Raw genomic sequence first — 19,414 nt, 5'->3', positions numbered from 1 at the left:
AATGGATTACTAAAAATCGTTTGTCTGATAAATATGCCCGCCGTCTAATGCCCCCGTGCCCCGTGCCCCGTGCCCCGCGACCCCACCGGAGACCCAAGCGCCGTGACCGACAAGCAATTTGCCTCCCAGGCCGACCTGGAAGAAAAGAAGATCAGCTGGGACAAGCTCAGCGACAACGCCTACGCGTATACCGCCGAGGGCGATCCGAACACCGGCGTGATCATCGGCGACGACGGCGTGATGATCATCGACGCCACCGCCACCCCGGTGGCGGCGCAGGGCGTCATCCGCAAGATCCGCGAGATCACCGACAAGCCGATCAAGTACGTGGTGCTGACGCACTACCACGCGGTGCGGGTGCTGGGCGCCAGCGGCTACCGCACCGAGGGCCTGCAGCAGATCATCGCCAGCCACGACACCTACGACCTGATCGTCGAGCGCGGCCAGCAGGACATGGACTCGGAGATCGGCCGCTTCCCGCGTCTGTTCCAGGCCGTGGAAAGCGTGCCCGGGCTGACCTGGCCCACGATGACGTTCCAGGGCGAGATGACGCTGTGGATGGGCGAGTTGGAAGTGAAGATCCAGCAGATCGGCCGCGGCCACACCAAGGGCGACACCATCGTTTATCTGCCGGGCCAGAACATCTGCTTTTCCGGCGACCTGGTGGAGGCCGACGCCGCGTGCTACACCGGCGACGCCTACCTGGCCGACTGGCCGCAGACGCTGGACCGCCTGGCGGCAATGAACTTCGACAAGCTGGTGCCTGGGCGTGGCCCGGCCCTGACGACACCCGAGGCGGTGCGTAAGGGCCTGGCCTACACGCGCGACTTCGTCAGCACGCTGTACGCCAGCGCCCAGGAAGCCGTGGCCCAGGGCATGGACCTGAAGGCCACCATGGCCCACACGCGGCGCGCCATGGACCCGAAGTTCGGCCATGTCTTCATCTACGAACACTGCCTGCCCTTCGACGTGACGCGCGCGCACGACGAGGCCAGCGGCATCCACGACCCGCGCATCTGGACCGCCGAGCGCGACCAGCAGATGTGGCATGCGCTGCAGCAGGGCTGATAACTACAAAAACGATAGCTGTAGGCCGTTGAAGAACAAGGGCTAGAGGTCGATTTGATCTAAAGACGCAGGAGACGCCATGCTCGGCACCTATACCTACCCGCGCTTCGAGTACCGGCGCCCGCCCGAGCTGGACGGCCAGGGCGCCGGTCACTACCCGGTGATCGTCGTCGGCGCCGGGCCGGTGGGCCTGGCCATGGCCATCGACCTGGCCGCGCAGGGCCAGCCCGTGCTGCTGCTGGACAATGACGACACCGTCTCCATCGGCTCGCGCGGCGTGTGCTACGCCAAGCGCGCGCTCGAGGTGCTGGACCGGCTGGGCTGCGGCGACCCGTGCGTGGCCAAGGGCACGTCGTGGAACGTCGGGCGCACTTTCTTCCGCGAAGGCGAGGTGTTCAGCTTCAACCTGCGCCCGCAAGACGGCCACCGGCGCCCGGGCATGGTCAACCTGCAGCAGTACTACCTGGAGCAGTACCTGGTCGAGCGCGCGCGCCAGCTGCCGCACCTGGAGCTGCGCTTCAAGAACAACGTCACCGCCGTCCACCAGGACGACGAAAGCGCCACGCTGCGCGTGGAAACGCCCGACGGCGCCTACACCCTCACCTGCGACTGGCTGGTCGCCGCCGACGGTGCGCGCTCGCCCATCCGCCGGATGCTGGGCCTGGACATCGACGGCAAGGTCTTCCGTGACCGCTTCCTGATCGCCGACGTGGTCATGGCCGCTGACTACCCGGCCGAGCGCTGGTTCTGGTTCGACCCGCCGTTTCACCCCGGCCAGTCGGTGCTGCTGCACAAGCAGGCCGACAACGTCTGGCGCATCGACTTCCAGCTTGGCTGGGACGCCGACCCGGAGGCCGAGAAGCGCCCCGAGCGCGTCATCCCGCGCATCCAGGCGATGCTGGGCGACGGGCGCGACTTCACGCTGGAGTGGGTCAGCGTCTACACCTTCCAGTGCCGGCGCATGGGCAGCTTCAACCACCGCCGGGTGCTGTTCGTGGGCGACGCGGCGCACCAAGTGTCGCCGTTCGGTGCGCGCGGCGCCAACAGCGGCATCCAGGACGCCGACAACCTGGCCTGGAAGCTCAAGCTGGTCCTCGACGGCAAGGCCCCGCCAGCGCTGCTGGATAGCTACAGCCGCGAGCGCTGCGCGGCCGCCGACGAGAACCTGCGCAACTCCACCCGCTCCACCGACTTCATCACGCCCAAGAGCGCCGCCAGCCGGGCGTTCCGCGATGCCGTGCTGGAGCTGGCGCAGGACTACCCGTTCGCCCGCGCGCTGGTCAATTCGGGCCGGCTGTCAGTACCCACCTGGCTGGTGGATTCGCCGCTGAACACGCCCGACGCCGACGCCTTCGCCGGCGACATGCTGCCCGGCGCGCCCATGGACGACGCGCCGGTGGCGGGCGGCCGCACCGACTGGCTGCTGGGCCATGTGGGCGGGCAGTTCCAGCTGCTGCACTACGTGGACGACGCCGACGCACTGGATGCCGGCCAGGCCGACAGGCTGGCGGCGCTGGCCGAGGGCCCCATCCCCGTGCAGGCCCTGGTGGTGGCGCGGCGCGGGCGCGCGCCGGCGCCGCTGGCCACGCTGCTGGACGCACAGGACGCCATCCGCCAGCGCTACGACCTGCGCCCCGGTAGCTGCTATTTGCTGCGCCCGGACCAGCACGTGGCCGCGCGCTGGCGCGCGTTCGACGCCGCCCGGGTGCGCGCCGCGCTGGCCCGCGCCACGGCCAATGCCGATGCCGCCCCCACCGAGGCCCGCGCTGAGGCCCGGGCCGCCGTCACCGCCTGATGCGCCGAGAGGTCCGCCATGCCCCTGATCACCCAGCCCCACCTGCACGAGCCCGGCCGGCGCTACTTCCAGGCCTACACGCCGGGCGACGATTTCTACGAAGCCCTGATCGAGACGCACCAGGGCCTGAGCGACGCGCAGAGCGCCCACGTGAACGCGCGCCTGATACTGCTGCTGGCCAACCACATCGGCGACATCGGCGTGCTGCGCGAGGCGCTGCGCATCGCCCGTGGCAGCCTGTGAGCGTCCCTCCCACCCGTCTGTCCGCAACCCTCTCAAGGAGAACCGCCATGTCCCTCGTTCGCGGCGTCCACCATGTCGCCTACCGCTGCAAGAATGCCAAGCAGACCGTCGAGTGGTACAAGAAATACCTCGACATGGACTTCATCCTGGCCATCGCCGAAAACCAGGTGCCCTCCACCAAGGAGCCCGACCCCTACATGCACATCTTCCTGGACGTGGGCGGCGGCAACATCCTGGCCTTCTTCGAGCTGCCGACCAAGCCCGAGATGATCGCCCCGTCGGACGCCAACACCCCCGCCTGGACGCAGCACCTGGCGCTGAAGGTGGACTCGGTAGAGGCCATGATGGCCGCCAAGGCGCGCATGGAGGCCGACGGCATCCAGGTCGTGGGCCCTACGGACCACACGCTGTTCCAGTCGATCTACTTCCGCGACCCGTCCGGCCACCGCCTGGAGCTGGCCGCCGACACCACCACGCCGCAAATGAGCGCGGCGCTGGAGCAGGTCAAGTGGGACATGCTCGACGAGTGGGACCGCACCAAGCAGGCCCCGCAGCATGCGCGCTGGATGCACGACGGCAGTGGCACGCCCACCTGAGGCGCGCCTTTTGCTTCATATTTGATAGCTGCAGGCCCTTTATCCATATGGGCCCGTGGCCATTTTTGCCTTGAAAGAGCCCTGATCCATGAAACTTGCCACCCTGCAGCAGGGCGGCCGCGACGGCACCTTGGTCGTCGTCAGCCGCGACCTCACGCGCCAGCGCGCCGTGCCTGCCATCGCCCACACCCTGCTGGCGGCGCTGGACGACTGGGAGGCCGCCGAGCCGCAGCTGCGCCAGGTGTACGAAGCGCTGAACAGCGGCGCCATCGCGGGTGAGCCGTTCGACGAGGCGGCCTGCCACTCGCCGCTGCCGCGCACTTGGCAGTGGGCCGACGGTTCGGCCTACATCAACCACGTCGAGCTGGTGCGCCGCGCGCGCGGCGCCGAGGTGCCCGAGAGCTTCTACAGCGACCCGCTGATGTACCAGGGCGGTAGCGACGGCTTCATCCCGCCGCGCGCACCGGTGGTGGCGCGCGAGGAGTGGGGCATCGACTTCGAGGCCGAGGTCACGGTGGCCACCGGCGACGTGCCCATGGGTGCCACGCCGGAGGAAGCCGCGCGTGCCATCCGCTTGGTAATGCTGGTCAATGACGTGTCGCTGCGCAACCTGATCCCGGCCGAACTCGCCAAGGGCTTCGGCTTCTTCCAGAGCAAGCCGGCCAGCGCCTTCAGCCCGGTGGCCGTCACACCCGACGAGCTGGGCGACGCGTGGCAGGACGCCAAGGTGCACCTGCCGCTGGTCGTGCACCTGAACGGCGAGCTGTTCGGCCAGCCCAACGCCGGCGTGGACATGACGTTCGACTTCGGCCGCCTGATCGCCCACGTGGCCAAGACGCGTACCCTGTGCGCCGGCTCGGTCATCGGCTCGGGCACGGTGTCCAACAAGCAGGGCAGCCTGTGGGGCTCGACCGTCGCCAACGGGGGGGTGGGTTATGCCTGTCTGGCGGAGCTGCGCACCTACGAGACCATCGAGCAGGGCCAGCCGGCCACGCCCTTCATGCGCCACGGCGACGTGGTGCGCATCGAGATGCGCGACGGCGAGGGGCGCAGCATCTTCGGCACCATCGAAAACCGGGTGGACACCGCCAGCGCGCCCTGAAGCGCCTCTTTTTCACAACGACAACCAGGAGACAACACCGTGCACAAGAAGATCCTTACCGCCCTGGCGCTGGCCGCCGGCGCCATGGCAGCCCAGGCGCAGCAGCCCGTCGTGCTGAAAGTGGCGCATTTCTGGCCACCCACCGCGCTGTCGCAGCAGAAGGTGCTGGAGCCGTGGTGCGCGAAGATCGCCAAGGAGTCCAACAACGAGCTGCAGTGCCAGATCTACCCGGCCATGCAGCTGGGCGGCACGCCGGCGCAGCTGATCCAGCAGGCCATCGACGGCGTGGCCGACATCGTCTGGACGCTGCCCGGCTACACCGCCGGGCGCTTCCCTTCCATGGAGGTGATGGAGCTGCCGTTCCTCACCAAGGACGCCGAGGGCGGCAGCCGCGCCGCCTGGGCGATCTATGAAAAATACGGCCAGAAGGACTTCGCCGGCGTCAAGCCGCTGGCGTTCCACGTGCACGACCGCGGCCAGATCCACAACAACAAGCGGCCCATCACCAAGGTCTCGGACCTCAAGGGCCTGAAGATGCGCGCGCCCACGCGCCTGACCAACATGATGGTCGCCGCCCTGGGTGCCACGCCCGTGGCCATGCCCATGCCGCAGACGCCCGACGCGGTCTCCAAGGGTGTGGTGGACGGCTACGTGCTGCCCTGGGAGGTCATCCCGACCATGAAGCTGCACGAGATGACCAAGTACCACTCCGAAATCAATCCGCCGCAGCCGGGCCTGTACACCACCCTGTTCACCATCGCCATGAACCAGGCGAAGTACGACAGCCTGCCGCCGCACCTGAAGAAGGTGATCGACGCCAACTCGGGCGCGGATTTCTCCGCGTCCATCGGCCGCGCCTGGGACGAGTCGGCGCCGCCCGCGCGCAAGCAGGCGATCGAGCACGGCAACCAGTTCAACACCATCGGCGCGGCCGAGGTCGAGGGCTTCCAGAAGGCCACGGCCTCGGTGGCCGACCGCTGGGTCAAGGAAGTCACGGCCAAGGGCTACGACGGCAAGGGCATGCTGGAGATGGCGCGCACGCTGTCGGCCAAATAAGGCGCCGACGCGCTGCGGGCGCTGCCCTGGCGCGCCCGGCAGCCATCCGGCCGCCTGCTCGTTCCCGGTGTGCAGGAGCGGGCAGGCGGTGCCTTTCTTTTTGCTTTCCTTGCAAGGCTGACACGATGGCCGAAGTTTTCAGCGCGCCGGACGGCGCGCCCGATCCCGCTGCACCGCAGGACGCGGTGGGGCGCTTCCTGCTGGCCTGGTCACAGCTGTCCGCCCTGGGTGGCGTGGCGCTGCTGGTGGCGGTGTGCCTGCTGTCCACCTGGAGCGTGGTCGGGCGCGCGTTCTTCGACGCCCCGGTGCTGGGCGACGTGGAGATGGTGCAGGTGGCCTGCTCGCTGGCCATTGCCTCGTTCCTGCCCTACGCGCAGATGCGCGGCGCCCATGTCATCGTGGACTTCTTCACGCACAGCGCCGGCCCGCGCCTGCGCGCCTGGCTGGACGCGCTGGCGGCACTGCTGCTGGCGGCGGTGGCGGCATGGCTGGCCTGGCGCAGCGCCGTCGGCGCCTGGGACACCTACCACACGCTGGAGACCTCAATGATCCTGGGCTGGCCGCAGTGGTGGGCGCACATCACCATCGCGCCCGGTTTCGCGCTGCTGGCGCTGACGGCGCTGTACACGGCCCGGGTGCAGTTCGGCCGCGCGCGGAGGCCGGCATGACGGGCGTGAGCGCCGAGACCATCGGCTTCCTGATGGGCGGGCTGGTGCTGGTGCTGTTGGTGCTGCGCGTGCACATCGCCATGGCCATGCTGCTGGCCGGGGGCATCGGCTACGCGCTGGTGGCGGGCTGGTCGCCGCTGGCCAACTACGTCAAGACCATGGCGTTCGCGCGCTACTCGGTGTATGACCTGTCGGTGGTGCCGCTGTTCCTGCTGATGGGCAATATCGCCTCGCGCGGCGGGCTGTCGCGCCGGCTGTTCCAGGCGACCAACGCGTTTTTGGGCCACTGGCGCGGCGGCGTGGCCATGAGCGCGGTGGGTGCCTGCGCGGGCTTCGGCGCCATCTGCGGCTCGTCGCTGGCCACCGCCGCCACCATGGGGCAGGTGGCGCTGCCCGAGCTGCGCCGCTACCACTACTCGCCCGCGCTGGCCACCGGGGCGCTGGCCGCCGGCGGCACGCTGGGCATCCTGATCCCGCCGTCGGTAGTGCTGGTCATCTACGCCGTGCTGGCCGAGCAAAACGTCGCCGCCATGTTCATGGCCGCGCTGCTGCCCGGCCTGCTGGCCATGGCGGGCTACATGGCCGCCATCGCCCTCTACGTGCGCGTGGTGCCCGGCAGCGGCCCGGCCGCGCCGCGCATGGACTGGCCGGGGCGCTGGAAGACGCTGCGCGACGTGTGGCCCATCGTGGCGGTGTTCGTCACCGTTATCGGCGGCATCTACGGCGGCATCTTCACGCCCACCGAGGCGGCGGCCATCGGCACCCTGGCCACTGGCGCGCTGGCGCTGGTCACGCGCGAGCTGACCTGGCGCGGCTTTCTCCAGGCGGCGTTCGACACCGCCTCGGCCACGGCGATGATCTTCCTGATCCTGCTGGGCGCCGACCTGCTGAATGCCTTCTTCGCGCTGTCGCAGATGCCCACCGCCGTGGCGCAGTGGGTGCTGAATGCCGGCCTGCCGCCGATGCTGGTGCTGCTGGCCATCATCGCCATCTACCTGGTGCTGGGCTGCGTGATGGACAGCCTGTCCATGATCCTGCTGACCATTCCCATCTTCCTGCCCATCGTCATGGGCATGGAGTATTGGGGCCTGAACCAGACCGATAAGGCCATCTGGTTCGGCGTGCTGGCGCTGATGGTGGTGGAGATCGGCCTGATCACCCCGCCGGTGGGCATGAACCTGTTCATCATCAACAGCCTGGCGCGCGACGTGCCCATGAAGGAGACCTACCGCGGCACGGTGCCCTTTATCGTGTCCGACCTGCTGCGCACGGCGGTGCTGGTGCTGGTGCCCGGTCTGTCGCTGTGGCTGGTGCACGCCCTGAACTGATCGGTCACCTCCCATCCCTTCTTTGTTTCCAAGCGCTGTCCATGCCCAAGCTCTATTCGTACTTCCGCAGCTCCGCCGCCTACCGCGTGCGCATCGCCCTGGCCCTGAAGGGCCTGCCCTACGAAACGGTGCCGGTGCACCTGCTGCGGGACGGTGGCGAGCAGCACGGGGCCGCCTACCGCGCCGCCAACCCGCAGGCGCTGGTGCCGGCGCTGCAGACCGAGGACGGCGGCCCGCTGCTCACGCAGTCGCTGGCCATCATCGAGTACCTGGACGAGGCGCACGGCGGCCCGCCGCTGCTGCCTGCCGCGCCCCTGGCGCGCGCCCGCGTGCGCGCCCTGGCCCAGGCCGTCGCCTGCGACCTGCACCCGCTGAACAACCTGCGCGTGCTGCGCTACCTCAAGCGCGACCTGGGCGTGAGCGACGAGCAGAAGAACGCCTGGTACGCGCACTGGGTGGCGCTGGGCCTGGGCGCGGTCGAGCAGATGCTGGCCGGCAGCCCGGACACCGGGCGCTTCTGCCACGGCGAAGCGCCCGGCCTGGCCGACTGCTGCCTGGTGCCGCAGATCTACAACGCGCAGCGCTTCGGCTGTCCGCTGGACGCCTACCCGACCATCGGCCGCATCGTGGCCGCATGCAACGCGCTGCCGGCATTCCAGCAGGCCGCGCCCGAGCGCCAGCCCGACGCTGCCTGACCGGCAGGCGGTGCGTGCCGCCGCGCTTGTCCCGCCTGGGACAAGCGCCCCTGGCGCCCGCGCGGCGCCTGCCTAGAATGGAAAATCGCACGACCGTTCTTTTTCACCCCGCAACGAGGAAGCCCGCATGAGCGCTGACTACCAGGTCCACGGCGACGTGGCCGTGATCACCCTCCACAACCCGCCCGTCAACGGCCTGGGGCTGGCCACAAGGCGCGGCATCACCGACGGGCTGCAGCGGGCGCAGCAGGACGCGGCGGTGCGGGCCATCGTCATCACCGGCGCCGGCGCCGCGTTCTCGGGTGGCGCGGACATCACCGAGTTCGGCACCGACAAGGCCCTGGCCGAGCCCAACCTGCACACCGTGATCGCCGCTGCCGAGCAATTGACCAAGCCGGTGGTCGCCGCGCTGCACAGCGTGTGCATGGGCGGCGGGCTGGAGCTGGCGCTGGGCTGCCACTACCGTGTGGCCGCGCCCGGCTGCAGCATCGCGCTGCCCGAGGTCAAGCTGGGCCTGCTGCCCGGCGCCGGTGGCACGCAGCGCCTGCCGCGCGTGCTCGGCGTGGAGGCGGCGCTGAACCTGATCGTCAGTGGCGAAGCGGTGCCGAGCGAGTTCATCGCCGCCCAGCCCGGCCAGAAGCTGATCGACAAGCTGGTCGATTCACGGGATGGCCTGCTGGAGGGCGCCTTGGCGTTCGCGCGCGGCGTGGCGGACGTGCGCCCGCTGCCGCGCGTGCGCGACCTGCCATGTGCGCACCCGCAGGGCGACGCCTACTTCCAGTTCGCGCGCAACATGGTCAAGGGCATGTCGAAGCACTTTCCGGCGCCGCTCAAGTGCGTGGACGCGGTCGAGGCCGCGACCCAGCACCGCCGCATCGACGACGGCCTGAAAGTGGAGCGCGAGCTGTTCATCCAGCTGATGTGGACCCCGGAGTCGCGCGCACTGCGCCACCTGTTCTTCGCCGAGCGCGCGGCCAGCAAGATCCCGGACGTGCCGGCCGACACTCCGAAGCGCGACATCCGCAAGGTCGCCGTGATCGGCGCCGGCACCATGGGCGGCGGCATCGCCATGAACTTCCTGAACGCCGGCATCCCCGTGGTCATGCTGGAGACGAAGCAGGAGGCGCTGGACCGCGGAACGGGCACGATGCGCAAGAACTACGAGGCGCAGGTCAAGAAGGGCAAGCTCAAGCAGGACAAGTACGAGCAGCGCATGGCGCTGCTGTCCACCACGCTGGACTACGCCGCGTTGGCCGACGCCGATCTGGTCATCGAGGCGGTGTTCGAGGACATGGGCGTGAAGGAGCAGGTGTTCAAACAGCTCGACGCGGTCATGAAGCCCGGCGCCATCCTGGCCTCCAACACCTCGACGCTGGACCTGAACCGCATCGCCGGCTTCACGCAGCGCCCTCAGGACGTGGTGGGTCTGCATTTCTTCAGCCCGGCCAACGTCATGAAACTGCTGGAGGTGGTGCGCGGCGACGCAACGGCGCCCGAGGTGCTGGCCACCGTCATGGCCGTGGCCAAGAAGATCAAGAAGGTGGCGGTGGTCTCGGGCGTGTGCGACGGCTTCATCGGCAACCGCATGATCGAGCAGTACGGCCGCCAGGCGGGCTTTTTGCTGGACGAGGGCTGCACACCGCAGCAGGTGGACCGGGCGATCGAGAAATTCGGCTTCGCCATGGGCCCGTTTCGCATGGGCGACCTGGCCGGCAACGACATCGGCTGGGCCATCCGCAAGCGCCGGGCCGTCGAGCAGCCCGGCATGAAGTACAGCAAGACGGCCGACCTGCTGTGCGAGCGCGGCCGCTTCGGCCAGAAGACCGGCGCCGGCTGGTACGACTACGTGCCCGGCAAGCGCGACGCCATCCCGAACGCCGAGGTCGAGCAGATGGTGGCCGAGCACCGGCAGAGCCTGGGCATCACGCCGCGCAAGATCAGCGACGAGGAAATCGTGCAGCGCCTGGTGTATTCGCTGGTCAACGAGGCCGCGCACATCCTGGAGGAGGGCATCGCCAACAAGGCCAGTGACATCGACGTGGTCTATGTCTTCGGCTACGGCTTTCCGGTGCACCGCGGCGGGCCGCTGCACTACGCCAGCGAAGTGGGCCTGTTCAACGTCGCCCAGGCCATGCGCCGCTTCGCGCAGAACCCGCTGGACGATGCCGCCTTCTGGCAGCCGGCGCCGCTGCTCGAGCGCCTGGTGGCCGAGGGCCGGCAATTTTGAGCTTGAGCGTTCGGCGTTGAGCGTTTTGCGCTTCACGCCAGCCCGCTAAACGCACAACGCACAACGCACCACAGGAATCCGCACATGACCTCCGCCGTGATCGTCTCCACCGCCCGCACGCCGCTCGCCAAGAGCTGGAAGGGCGCCTTCAACATGACCCATGGCGCCACCCTCGGCGGCCACGTGGTGCGCGCCGCCGTCGAGCGCGCCGGCATCGACCCTGCGCACGTCGAGGATGTGGTCATGGGCTGCGCCTTCCCCGAGGGCGCGGACGGCATGAACATCGCGCGCCAGATCGCGCTGATGGCCGACCTGCCCATCACCACCTCGGGCATGACCATCAACCGCTTCTGCTCGTCGGGCCTGCAGACCATCGCCACCGTCAGCCAGCGCATCATTGCCGGCGAGGGCGAGGTGTACGTGGCCGGCGGGGTGGAGAACATCTCGTGCGTGCAGCAGGAGCTGAACACGCACATGCTGCACGACCCGAACCTGCGGAAGAAAAAGCCCGAGATCTACTGGAGCATGCTGCAGACCGCCGAGCAGGTCGCCCAGCGCTACGGCATCGGCCGCGACGCCATGGACGCATACGGCGCCGCCAGCCAGCAAAAGGCCTGCGCGGCGCAGGCCGCCGGCCTGTTCGACGACGAGATCGTGCCCATCACCGTGACGGCGGGCGTGGTGGACAAGGTGCGCGGCCTGATCACCAAGCAGGTGACAGTCACCAAGGACGAGGGCACGCGCGAAGGCACGACCAAGGAAGGCATCGCCGGCATCAAGCCCGCCATGCCCGGCGGCGTGATCGCCGCGGGCAACGCCAGCCAGTTCAGCGACGGCGCGGGCGCCTGCGTCGTGGTGAGCGAGGAGTACGCCAGCCAGCACAACCTCCAGCCGCTGGGCCGCTTCCTGGGCTTCGCGGTGGCCGGCTGCGAGCCGGACGAGATGGGCATCGGCCCGGTGTTCGCGGTGCCGAAGGTGCTGAAAAGGCTGGGCCTGACGGTGCAGGACATCGACCTGTGGGAGCTGAACGAGGCCTTCGCGGTGCAGGTGCTGTATTGCCGCGACAAGCTGGGCATTCCCGCAGACCGCCTGAACGTCAACGGCGGCGCCATCGCCCTGGGCCATCCTTATGGCGTGAGCGGCCAGCGCCTGACGGGCCATGCGCTCATCGAAGGCAAGCGCCGCGGTGCGAAGCGCGTGTGCGTGACGATGTGCATCGGCGGCGGCATGGGCGCCGCCGGCGTGTTCGAAGTGCTGTGAGCACACCGGCCTGAACCGGCGGGCGCCTTGCCCGGCGCTCCCCACGCCCCGCGCAGGCTGGATGCCTGCGCGGGGCGTTTGTTTTGCTTTGCTTTTGATAGCTGCCCGCGCTTGTCCAGTATGGGCGGAAGGCCAAAAAAACCTCAAAAGCGCGCCGGCCAACCCGGCAGCCACCCGTGCGCGCCGGCCCTTATTCAGGCAGGTGGCACACCGCTTCGATGTTGTTGCCCTCGGGGTCGATGACGAACGCCCCGTAGTAGTGCGCGTGGTAGTCGGGGCGCAGGCCCGGCGCGCCGTTGTCCTGGCCGCCGGCGGCCAGGGCGGCCCGGTAGAAAGCATCCACCTGCGCGCGGCTGCTGGCCCGCCATGCCAGGTGGCAACCCGTGCTGGTTGCTGGCCCGCCATAGGGCGAAGGGCCGTCGATGAACCACACGTCGGCCTTCTTGCCGTCCGGCTCGGCCGGGTCGGGGTAGGCGTAGCCCAGCATGTTGCTGCCGTAGTTGCCCTCGAAAAAGAGGCTGTAGCCCAACGGCTCGAGCGCCGCGCTGTAGAACGCCTTGGCACGCTGGATGTCGGTCACGCGGAAGGTCATGTGGTCGAGCATGGGCTCCTCGGAGGTAGTGATAGGGGGCCGGGAATATAGTGCCAATCTGTATATAACAACAGTATTCGCATGCAGCATTTCGCATGCTGCGCCGCTACGCGGTGTGCGAGGTACGGTATGCGGTGTGACAGGGCGGGGCGGGCGCGCGCCCGGTCCAGGCCGGTTGCGATCGAACAGGCCGTTCCCTGCACGCACCGCCGGCACGCAGGCGCGCTTTCTGGCGACTGCTCAGGCCGGTGTGCCGGCCGCCATGGGCCCATCACCTGTGTCCGCACACCGCCGCGTCGGTGTCGCCCACGCGCAGCCACTCCGCCGTCGGGCGCGGACCGCCGTGGCGCTGGAGGCCGCGAAATAGCCCGATGGCCAGCGGCAGCAAGCCCGCCTTTCGGCGCTGCGCGGCGCGCGATGGGTGGCGTGCAGCGCCGTCGTGTTTGCCGAGGTGGGGAAGCAGGCGAACGGCTCGGTCGTCACCCAGCGGACAGGCCGGCAGGCGCGGGGCCTTTCATAATTTGCCGCATGACCAGTCCCTTGCGCGCCACCCTCGACTTCCTGCTGCACGACTGGCTGCAGGCCGGTTCGCTCACCGCGCGCGAGCGCTTCAGCGACCACTCGCGCGAGACCTTCGATGCCGTGCTGGACACCTGCGAGCGCATCGCGCGCGAGCAATACGCGCCCTTCAACCGCACGGTGGACATGCAAGAGCCCCGGTTCGACGGCGACAAGGTCATCCTGCCGCAGTGCACCCACGACGCCCGGCTGGCCTACGCGCACAGCGGCATGCTGGCCGCCGCGCAGGACTACGAGATGGGCGGCATGCAGCTGCCCTACGTGGTCGAGTCGGCGGCCAACGCCTTCTTCGGCGTGGCCTCGATCGGCATCGGCGCCAACCTGCTGACCACCGGCAACGCCATCCTGGCGCACGGCACGGCCGTGCAGCAGCAGGTGTTCGCCGCCAACGAGTTCAACGGCCGCTGGACCGGCACCATGTGCCTGTCCGAGCCGCAGGCGGGCTCGTCGCTGTCGGACATCGCCACGCGCGCCGTGCCCGATGGCGCGGGTTTCGAGGCCGACCCGCTGGGGCCGCGCTACCGCCTCACCGGCCACAAGATGTGGATCAGCGGCGGCGACCACGAACTGGCCGAGAACATCGTGCACCTGGTGCTGGCCAAGATTCCTGGGCCGGATGGGCGGCTGGTGCCGGGCGTCAAGGGCATTTCGCTGTTCATCTGCCCGAAGCATCTGGTGGACGAGGGCGGCCGCCTGACCGGTGAGCACAACGACATCGCCCTGGCCGGGCTGAACCACAAGCTGGGCTGGTGCGGCACGGTGAACACGCTGCTGAACTTCGGCGAGGGGCGTTACCCGGTGCGTGGCGACGCGGGCGCCATCGGCTACCTGGTGGGCCAGCCGGGCGAGGGCCTGCGGTGCATGTTCCACATGATGAACGAGGCGCGCATCGCCATCGGCATGGCCGCGACCATGCTGGGCCTGGCCGGCTACTACGCCAGCCTGGACTACGCCCGCACGCGTCTGCAGGGCCGGCCGGTGGGCGCCGGCGGCAAGGAAGCCGCGCAGCCGCCCGTGCCGCTGATCGAGCACGCCGACATCAAGCGCATGCTGCTGGCGCAAAAGAGTTATTGCGAAGGCGCGCTGGCGCTGAACCTGTACTGCGCGCGGCTGGTGGACGAGGCGCGCACGGGCGGCGCCCAGGCGGCCGCCGACGCGCGCCTGCTGCTGGAGGTGCTGACCCCCATCGCCAAAAGCTGGCCGAGCGAGAACTGCCTGGAGGCCAACAGCCTGGCCATCCAGATCCACGGCGGCTACGGCTACACGCGCGACTTTCCTGTCGAGCAGTACTGGCGCGACAACCGCCTGAACATGATCCACGAGGGCACGCACGGCATCCAGGCGCAGGACCTGCTGGGGCGCAAGGTGGTGATGCAGGAGGGCGCCGGGCTGCGGCTGCTGGGGCGCACCGTGGGCCAGACCATCCAGCGCGCGCAGGATTCGGGCCATGCCGAGCTGGCCGCCTGGGCCGATGCGCTGGCGCAGGCGCTGCAGCAACTGCAGGCCGCCACGCAGGCCACCTGGGCGACGGGCGATGCGCAGCAGGCGCTGGCCAACGCCGTGCCGTACCTGCAGGCCTTCGGGCACGTGGTGCTGGCCTGGAAGTGGCTGGACGTGGCCTGTGCCGTGCGGCGTGCCGATGCTATGCTTTCAGGAGCTGCAAACCGTGGAAGAACAAGGGCTGCAGCCTATTTCTATCACTATGAGCTGCCGCGCATCGGACCCTGGCTGGCAGTGGTGGCGCGGCGCGACATGACCTGCGCCGACACGCCGCCCGAGGCGTTCTGACCGCGCGGGCCGGGTCGCTCACGCCCGCGCCCGCGCGGGTGTCAGCCGAAGCGCTTGCAGTAGTCCAGCAGCGCGTAGCTCACGCCCGCGCTCGCGCGGGTGTCAGCCGTGCGCCGCCGCGCCCGGCGCGCGCATGGCCCGCGCATAGTGCTGCGGCGCCAGCCGCGTCACCAGCAGCGCCACCGCCAGCACCGCCAGCAGCTGCGCCAGCCAGCCGGCGCGAAAACCGCCCGAGCTCTCGTGCAGCAGCGCTACCACCCACGGCGCCATGGCGGCCAGGATGAAGCCTCCGCCCTGCATCAGCGCGCTCAAGGCGCCGGCCTGCACGGGCGAGCGCAGGTGGTCCAGCGGCACCACCATGATCATCGCGAAGCACCCGCCCAGGCCCATGCCCAGCACGATGACGGTGCCCATCGGCGAGACCTCGGGCCACCAGGCCAGGCTGGCAAAGCCCAGCACCTGCAGCGCCAGCGTCAGCCAGATCCAGGGCCGGCGGTCGGGCCGGTGGCCGATCAGCGCCGGCAGGCCCAGCGCCGCCGCCGCCTGCGCCACCGACAGCACCGCCACCAGCAACCCGCTGGCCGGCGCGCTCCAGCCCAGCGACTGGTAGAACGGCGCCAGCCAGGCCACCATCGACGCGTAGCCGCCGTTGAGCAGTCCGAAGGTCAGGATCAGCAGCCAGGTGCGCGCGCGGTGCACCAGCCAGCCGGTGTTCTGGTCGTGCACCGCACCAGAGGCGGCTACGACTGCCGGCCGGCGTTCGCGCAGCGTGTGCCAAGCCAGCGCCAGCGCCGGCAGCACCGGCACGGCCCACAACCCCAGCGCCATCTGCCACGATGCGCCCCACTGCAGCGCCAGCGGCGACAGCTGTGCGCCCAAAGCGCCGCCGCCCATCAGCGAGGCCGAGTAGATGCCCATCATCCGCGCCACGCCGCCGGGCGAGCGCTGCTTGATCAGCCCCGGCAGCACGCCCTGCACCAGCGCCACGCCGGCGCCGCACAGCGCCGCGCTGGCCAGCAGCAGTGGCGCGCCGTGCGCGCCCAGGCGCAGCAGGTTGCCCAGGGCGATGGTCGCCAGCGCCGCGGCGATGCACCGGCGCGCGCCCAGGCGGCGCAGCGCCGTGGGCGCGGCCCAGGTGCCGACGCCCATCAGCACCATGGGCAGCAGCGTCAGGCCGGACAGCGCCTCCAGGCCCATGCCGGTCTGCGCCTCCAGGGTGGGCGCGAGCGGGCCGATGGCGGTGATGAAGGGGCGCAGGTTCAGGGTAACCAGCACCACCGTGGCAATCCACAGCAGTGCGGTGCCGCCCGCGGGCTGCGCGGCCGAGGCGTGCGCCTCAGCCACCGGCACGGTCGTGCGGCCAGGGGGCGTCGCCGTACATCTGCGCGGGGGTGATGCCGGTATCGAGCTTGTCCATCGGCAGCGGCGGCGGCTGCAGCGTGATGCCCAGGCGGCGGTAGGTGCCCTCGCTGGATTCGCCGTACGGCTCGGCATCCTGGTTGTCGAAGGCATACACCACGCGCGCGGTGCCGGCGTTCAGCAGCGCCGCCAGGCACATCGGGCAGGGCATGCCGCTGGCATACATCGTGTGGCCGGCCAGGCTGGCGCTGCCCTGCGCGCGCGTGCCGGCGCGAATCGCCTGCATCTCGGCGTGGGTGCTGGGGTCGCAGGTCTGCACCATCTCGTTCACGCCGGTGGCGACCACCTGGCCGTCCCTGGCGAGCACGGCGCCGTAGGGGTGGAAGCCGCGCGCGCGGTTGTCGCGCGCCAGCTCCACGGCCTGGCGCAAGAGTTCAAGATCGGTCATGGCAATGTCTCCTGGTTGTGGGGCGCACGGGCCGCGCGGCAGGGCAGGGCCGGGGCGCGGGCGAAGCCGGCGATTCTAGGCAGGCCCCCGGGAGAACCCTGCATTGGGGTCATGGCGCCGCCGCCGGGCGGGAGCGCCTTTCTGCAATTGCTATGTTTTCAATAGCTGGGGGCCCATAGCGCATATGGGTTGGAGGCGTTTTTCATCTGAAAACAGCCATTTCAGGCGCCGGACGCCGCCCGCGCGCCGCCCGCCACGACGCGCCCCGGCAGCGCCAGCGCAACGCCCGAGGCCACCAGCAGCAGCGCCCCCGCCAGCCCGAAGGCCAGCCAGTGCGTGCCCAGGTGCTCGTAGCCCCAGCCGCCCAGCCAGGCGCTGGCCATGGCGCCCACCTGGTGCGACAGATAGGCCCAGCCGTAGAGCACGCCCACCAGCCGCACGCCGTACACGTCGGCCAGGATGGCCGAGGACAGCGCGATGCTGCCGGCCCAGACGATACCGCCGACCACCGAGGTGCCGTACAGCTGCAGCCGGTCGCCCGCCAGCAGCAGCGCGAAGAAGCCGATGCCGCGCACGCAGTAGATGGCGGCCAGCAGCAGTCGCCGCGGCAGCCGGTCGGCCAGCCGGCCGAGGAACACGGTGCTGGGAATCGCCACCAGGCCGATCAGCCCGATGCCCAGCGCGCTGGTGGTGGCGTCGAAGCCGTGGTCCATCAGCATCGGCATGCCGTGCGTGCCCAGCAGGTTCATGCTGAAGCCGCAGGCGAACAGGCCCAGCGACACCTTGGCGAAGGTGGCGGTGCGCATCGCCTGCGCGATGCTGAAGTGCGCGCACGGCGCCACCGTCGGCGCGCTGCCGGCGCGCGCGCCGGGCAGGGGCGCGTCGCCGCCGTCGGGCGCCTGGTCGCGCACCACCCACAGCGCCACCGGCACGGTGACCAGCGTGAACAGCGCGGCGAAGGCCAGCAGCGTGGTCTGCCACGACAGGTGCTGCAGCGCCAGGCCCAGCGCCGGCGTCATGAAGGCGATGCCGGCCATCGAGCCGGTGGACAGGAAGAACAGCGCCATGCCGCGCCGGCGCTGGAACCAGCGGCTGATGACCGGGGTAAGCGCGATCGGGCTGGTGAAGCCCGCGCCGATGCTCATCAGGATGCCGAAGCTCAGCAGCAGCCCTGCGGGCGTGCGCGTGTTCACCGCCCACAGCGTCGCCAGCACCAGGATGGCGGTGCCCGCCAGCAGCACGAAGCGCGTGCCGCGCCGCGCCACCAGCCAGCCGGCCAGCGGCATCGCCAGGCCATAGCACAGCATGCCCACGGCGACGATGGACGACAGCAGGCTGCGCGAAAAGCCCAGGTCCTCGGCCATCGGCAGGAACAGCGGGCCGATCCCCAGGCGCATGCCGACGGTGAGCAGGGTGACGACGGTGGCGGCGGCGACGATGTTCCAGCCGAAGTACCAGCGGGACGGGGAGGTGGAGGGCGGGTGCATGGGCCCGGTTGTAAGCGATGCGCCAAGGCCGCGCTGGCCAGGTGGGCGCTGGCCGAGCGCGCGCGTCGGGCATCGGCCGCGCGCCGGCGCTGCGGCGGCGCGCACCCGCTGCCGCCGGGTGCCAATCGCGCGCGTGACAGCGGGCGGCGCCAGCTGCTGCACACAATCCACCATCGCGGCCGGCCGCGCCCGTGCGGTGCCGGTCGCCGCCCCAAGCCCTTTTCGACAGGAGATCCCACCCCATGGCGCGCAGCGTGCAGCAACTCTTCGACCTCTCGGGCAGGACCGCCCTCGTCACCGGCGGCTCGCGCGGCCTGGGGCTGCAAATGGCGCAGGCGCTGGGCGAGGCCGGTGCGCGCGTGCTGATCAGCTCGCGCAAAGCGGCCGACCTGGAGCAGGCGGCCGCGCAGCTGCAGGCCGCGGGCATCGACGCGCAGTGGATCGCCGCCGACTGCGCGCACGAGGCCGACATCCAGCGCCTGGCCTCGGACGCGCTGGCGCGCCTGGGCCGCGTGGACATCCTGGTGAACAACGCCGGCGCCAGCTGGGGCGCGCCGGCCGAGGAGCACCCCGTCGCCGCCTGGGACAAGGTCATGAACCTGAACGTGCGCGGCTACTTTCTGCTGTCGCAGGCCGTCGCCCGCGCCGACATGATCCCGCGCGGCAGCGGGCGCATCCTCAACATCGCCTCCATCGCCGGTCTGGGCGGCAACCCGGTGGAGATGCGCACCATCGCCTACAACACCTCCAAGGGCGCGGTGCTGAACTTCACGCGCGCGCTGGCCGGCGAGTGGGGCGTGCACGGCATCACCGTCAACGCCATCTGCCCGGGCTTCTTCAAGACCAAGATGGCCAGCGTGCTGATCGAGACGCTGGGCGAGGAAAAGATGGCCGCCCAGGCGCCGCTGCGCCGCCTGGGCGACGACGAAGACCTGAAGGGCATCACCCTGCTGTACGCCAGCGACGCCGGCAAGCACATCACCGGCCAGTGGCTGGCGGTGGACGGCGGCGTGAGCGCGCTGGTAGGCTGAAACGCACCCTGCCGCCCGTGCGGCCTGCGCCCGCTCCCGCACGGCCGCGCCCCGCGGGCAGGGCAGCGCCAGTTCCATGCGCCCCGTGCCCG

Annotated in this window: 17 protein-coding genes; 13 read left to right on the top strand and 4 right to left on the bottom strand. The window is 70.1% G+C overall.

Translation table 11 applies throughout. The annotated features are described in order from the left end of the window. The first annotated feature begins 102 nt into the window (after positions 1-102). The 11 genes from BLQ61_RS10575 to BLQ61_RS10525 all read left to right on the top strand — a co-directional run bounded on the left by BLQ61_RS10575 (position 103) and on the right by BLQ61_RS10525 (position 12,038). On the top strand, positions 103-1,068 hold the full coding sequence (locus BLQ61_RS10575; protein WP_091569732.1) for an MBL fold metallo-hydrolase: 966 nt from the start codon (positions 103-105) through the stop codon (positions 1,066-1,068). Between the two features lie 79 nt (positions 1,069-1,147). Then, positions 1,148-2,863 carry an FAD-dependent oxidoreductase gene (locus tag BLQ61_RS10570; protein ID WP_091569729.1) on the top strand — a complete coding sequence of 572 codons (1,716 nt, stop codon included), beginning with the start codon at positions 1,148-1,150 and terminating at the stop codon, positions 2,861-2,863. Between the two features lie 18 nt (positions 2,864-2,881). After that, on the top strand, positions 2,882-3,106 hold the full coding sequence (locus tag BLQ61_RS10565; protein WP_091569726.1) for a DUF2783 domain-containing protein: 225 nt from the start codon (positions 2,882-2,884) through the stop codon (positions 3,104-3,106). Between the two features lie 47 nt (positions 3,107-3,153). Next, a complete protein-coding gene (locus BLQ61_RS10560) occupies positions 3,154-3,702 on the top strand; it encodes a VOC family protein (protein ID WP_091569723.1) in 549 nt (182 codons plus the stop codon). 88 nt (positions 3,703-3,790) lie between these two features. Beyond that, positions 3,791-4,804 (top strand): fumarylacetoacetate hydrolase family protein, encoded by a 1,014-nt coding sequence (locus BLQ61_RS10555; RefSeq protein WP_091569720.1) that lies wholly within the window; start codon positions 3,791-3,793, stop codon positions 4,802-4,804. Positions 4,805-4,843: 39 nt separating this feature from the next. Further along, positions 4,844-5,860: a TRAP transporter substrate-binding protein gene (locus tag BLQ61_RS10550; RefSeq protein ID WP_245703970.1), complete on the top strand. Its 1,017-nt coding sequence runs from the start codon at positions 4,844-4,846 to the stop codon at positions 5,858-5,860. Between the two features lie 125 nt (positions 5,861-5,985). Then, positions 5,986-6,528, top strand: coding sequence for a TRAP transporter small permease (locus BLQ61_RS10545; protein WP_091569718.1), 543 nt, complete (start codon positions 5,986-5,988; stop codon positions 6,526-6,528). Continuing rightward, positions 6,525-7,856 carry a TRAP transporter large permease gene (locus BLQ61_RS10540; RefSeq protein ID WP_175488269.1) on the top strand — a complete coding sequence of 444 codons (1,332 nt, stop codon included), beginning with the start codon at positions 6,525-6,527 and terminating at the stop codon, positions 7,854-7,856. Before BLQ61_RS10545 ends, BLQ61_RS10540 begins: the two co-directional genes overlap by 4 nt. A gap of 41 nt (positions 7,857-7,897) precedes the next feature. Continuing rightward, on the top strand, positions 7,898-8,551 hold the full coding sequence (gene maiA / locus BLQ61_RS10535; RefSeq protein ID WP_091569715.1) for a maleylacetoacetate isomerase: 654 nt from the start codon (positions 7,898-7,900) through the stop codon (positions 8,549-8,551). 127 nt (positions 8,552-8,678) lie between these two features. After that, positions 8,679-10,778 (top strand): 3-hydroxyacyl-CoA dehydrogenase NAD-binding domain-containing protein, encoded by a 2,100-nt coding sequence (locus BLQ61_RS10530; protein ID WP_091569712.1) that lies wholly within the window; start codon positions 8,679-8,681, stop codon positions 10,776-10,778. Positions 10,779-10,862: 84 nt separating this feature from the next. Further along, positions 10,863-12,038, top strand: coding sequence for an acetyl-CoA C-acyltransferase (locus BLQ61_RS10525; RefSeq protein WP_091569707.1), 1,176 nt, complete (start codon positions 10,863-10,865; stop codon positions 12,036-12,038). Between the two features lie 190 nt (positions 12,039-12,228). Here the strand turns inward: BLQ61_RS10525 and BLQ61_RS10520 are convergent, their stop codons facing one another. Then, positions 12,229-12,642 carry a VOC family protein gene (locus BLQ61_RS10520; RefSeq protein WP_091569701.1) on the bottom strand — a complete coding sequence of 138 codons (414 nt, stop codon included), beginning with the start codon at positions 12,640-12,642 and terminating at the stop codon, positions 12,229-12,231. A gap of 516 nt (positions 12,643-13,158) precedes the next feature. Here BLQ61_RS10520 and BLQ61_RS10515 point away from each other — a divergent pair. After that, positions 13,159-14,997 carry an acyl-CoA dehydrogenase gene (locus BLQ61_RS10515; protein ID WP_091569696.1) on the top strand — a complete coding sequence of 613 codons (1,839 nt, stop codon included), beginning with the start codon at positions 13,159-13,161 and terminating at the stop codon, positions 14,995-14,997. Positions 14,998-15,099: 102 nt separating this feature from the next. On the opposite strand, the gene BLQ61_RS10510 is transcribed toward BLQ61_RS10515, so the two are convergent. The 3 genes from BLQ61_RS10510 to BLQ61_RS10500 all read right to left on the bottom strand — a co-directional run bounded on the left by BLQ61_RS10510 (position 15,100) and on the right by BLQ61_RS10500 (position 18,291). Then, on the bottom strand, positions 15,100-16,347 hold the full coding sequence (locus tag BLQ61_RS10510) for an MFS transporter (protein ID WP_245703968.1): 1,248 nt from the start codon (positions 16,345-16,347) through the stop codon (positions 15,100-15,102). Next, on the bottom strand, positions 16,334-16,804 hold the full coding sequence (locus tag BLQ61_RS10505) for a nucleoside deaminase (RefSeq protein ID WP_091569692.1): 471 nt from the start codon (positions 16,802-16,804) through the stop codon (positions 16,334-16,336). The genes BLQ61_RS10510 and BLQ61_RS10505 overlap by 14 nt, the downstream gene beginning before the upstream one ends. 221 nt (positions 16,805-17,025) lie before the next feature. Next, positions 17,026-18,291 (bottom strand): MFS transporter, encoded by a 1,266-nt coding sequence (locus tag BLQ61_RS10500; protein WP_091569686.1) that lies wholly within the window; start codon positions 18,289-18,291, stop codon positions 17,026-17,028. A gap of 242 nt (positions 18,292-18,533) precedes the next feature. Between BLQ61_RS10500 and BLQ61_RS10495 the strand changes: the two genes are divergently transcribed. Further along, the gene (locus BLQ61_RS10495) at positions 18,534-19,322 is read left to right on the top strand and encodes an SDR family oxidoreductase (RefSeq protein ID WP_091569678.1); all 789 of its coding nucleotides are present in this window, start codon (positions 18,534-18,536) and stop codon (positions 19,320-19,322) included. The last annotated feature ends 92 nt before the right edge of the window (positions 19,323-19,414 follow it).

Source organism: Oryzisolibacter propanilivorax, assembly GCF_900103645.1.
GTDB lineage: Bacteria > Pseudomonadota > Gammaproteobacteria > Burkholderiales > Burkholderiaceae_C > Melaminivora > Melaminivora propanilivorax.
The sequence above is the reverse complement of the archived record's forward strand: the minus strand, read 5'-3'. Positions and strand labels throughout refer to the sequence as shown.